General features: G+C 61.8%; 1 protein-coding gene. It reads left to right on the top strand.

The annotated features are described in order from the left end of the window. The first annotated feature begins 130 nt into the window (after positions 1–130). Positions 131–1,579 carry an integrase core domain-containing protein gene (locus tag QMG52_RS21620; RefSeq protein ID WP_283562459.1) on the top strand — a complete coding sequence of 483 codons (1,449 nt, stop codon included), beginning with the start codon at positions 131–133 and terminating at the stop codon, positions 1,577–1,579. The last annotated feature ends 140 nt before the right edge of the window (positions 1,580–1,719 follow it).

The raw sequence follows: 1,719 nt of genomic DNA, 5'->3' as shown, positions 1-1,719 counted from the left end.
TGTGATCTCTCTGGACATCGGTTACAGCATCACTCACAACATCGCTTACAGGATCTCTCATGACATCGCTTACAGGTATCAGATGCGTGGCAGACCCGGGTTTGACCACAGGCTTTTCCGATAATGAGGAGTGTCAAATACATTATCGGCTTCGATACGCCGTCAAATCATTGAGTTCGACCCGGGCCTGCCAGACTCTGCCAGTATCTCGCAGTTCTGCCTGCATCTGGGCATCAGCCGCCCCTCCTATTACAAAGTCAAGAAACGCTACATCGCTGAAGGCAACAAGGCGCTGAACCCGCACTCCAGGGCCCCGAAGACGGCGGTGAGAATCCACGGGGACCAGACCAAGGACCTGGTGCTGCGGATCCGCCAGCGTATGGCCAAGGCGGGGTGGGACCACGGCCCGCAATCGATCTGGTTCGAGGGCGTGGATTCGGACGAATTCGGGGAAAGGATCCCGTCGGTGGCAACGATCGGCCGGATTCTTGCGGAAGCGGGCGTCACCAAAACCAATGCCCGCAAGCGGCCCCGCCGGGCGTGGATGCGCTTCTCGCGGTCCTTCCCGATGGAGATGTGGCAGATCGACGGACTGGAATACCGGCTCTTCGACGAAGACGGCACCAAGGCCACGATTTACCAGCTTCTTGACGATGGAACCCGCTTCGACGTCGGCACCCTCTGCTTTGACCGGCCGGAAAACGGCGATGATGCGATCGCCACCCTGCGTGCAGCCTTCGCCGAATACGGGGTCCCGCAGGAGCTTTTGAGCGACAACGGCCTGTCATTCAACCAGGCCCGGCGCGGGAACATCGGCGGCACCGAGATCTTCCTAGCCGAACACGGATGCAGGGGCATCACCGGACGCACCTGGCACCCGGAAACCCAAGGGAAGAACGAACGCAGTCACCAAACCCTGACCCGGTTTCTTGACGCCCATGCCCCGAAGAACCTTGAGCAACTCGCCAAGCTTCTGGTCCGCTACAGGGAGCACTACAACCACCGGCGACGCCACCAGTCCCTGAAGGTCGGAAGCACCCACCTCACCCCGGCCCAGGCGTGGGAAGCCGGGGAACACCACGGTTCCGACCGCATCCCGATCGATATTGCCCAGCTGCAGGCCACCGCCGCCGCCTACCGCGATAAGCAGCTCGCCCACAAGGCGGCCGAGCCATCCGGCGACACCGGAGGCGAGCTCCTGGCCACGCAGCAGCAGTCCCAGGAAGCCCTGCCCGCCCAGACCGGGAAGCTGCGGGACCAACCGAAGGACCTGGTAAGGATCAATCGGACCAACCCGCAGATCTATCACCGCGGCCGGATCTTCAAGGTGCCCACCCACCTGGTGGGCGAGCACCAGCTGGTCACCACCGCAACGGCATTCACCATGTTCAGCACGCTCGACGGAGAAGAAAGCCTCTACTTCCCGCTGCCAGTGCGCGTTGCCTCCAGCAAGCGGCTGATGCCGCTGTGGCAGGTCCACGGGGCCCGTATCCGCGAACCGAGACCGGCGTGGGTTCTGAAGCGGATCGAGTACGAAAAGCAGCACTACGAGCAGGAGCCGGCGGCCCGTTCGGCCTGATTCCCTGTATACACGCGGTGTCAGCGATGCCCCGAGTCAGGTTGTCAACGATGTCCTGACACCGCGTGTAAAGGAAGCCGTGAGTGCGTGTGTAAGCGATGTCATGAGCGCGGGTGTAAACAAAGAAGCGAGTGTTCACA

The sequence above is a fragment of the Paenarthrobacter sp. PH39-S1 genome, assembly GCF_030063245.1.
GTDB lineage: Bacteria > Actinomycetota > Actinomycetes > Actinomycetales > Micrococcaceae > Arthrobacter_M.
Note: the sequence above shows the minus strand (reverse complement) of the source record. Positions and strands in the feature narration are given on the sequence as shown.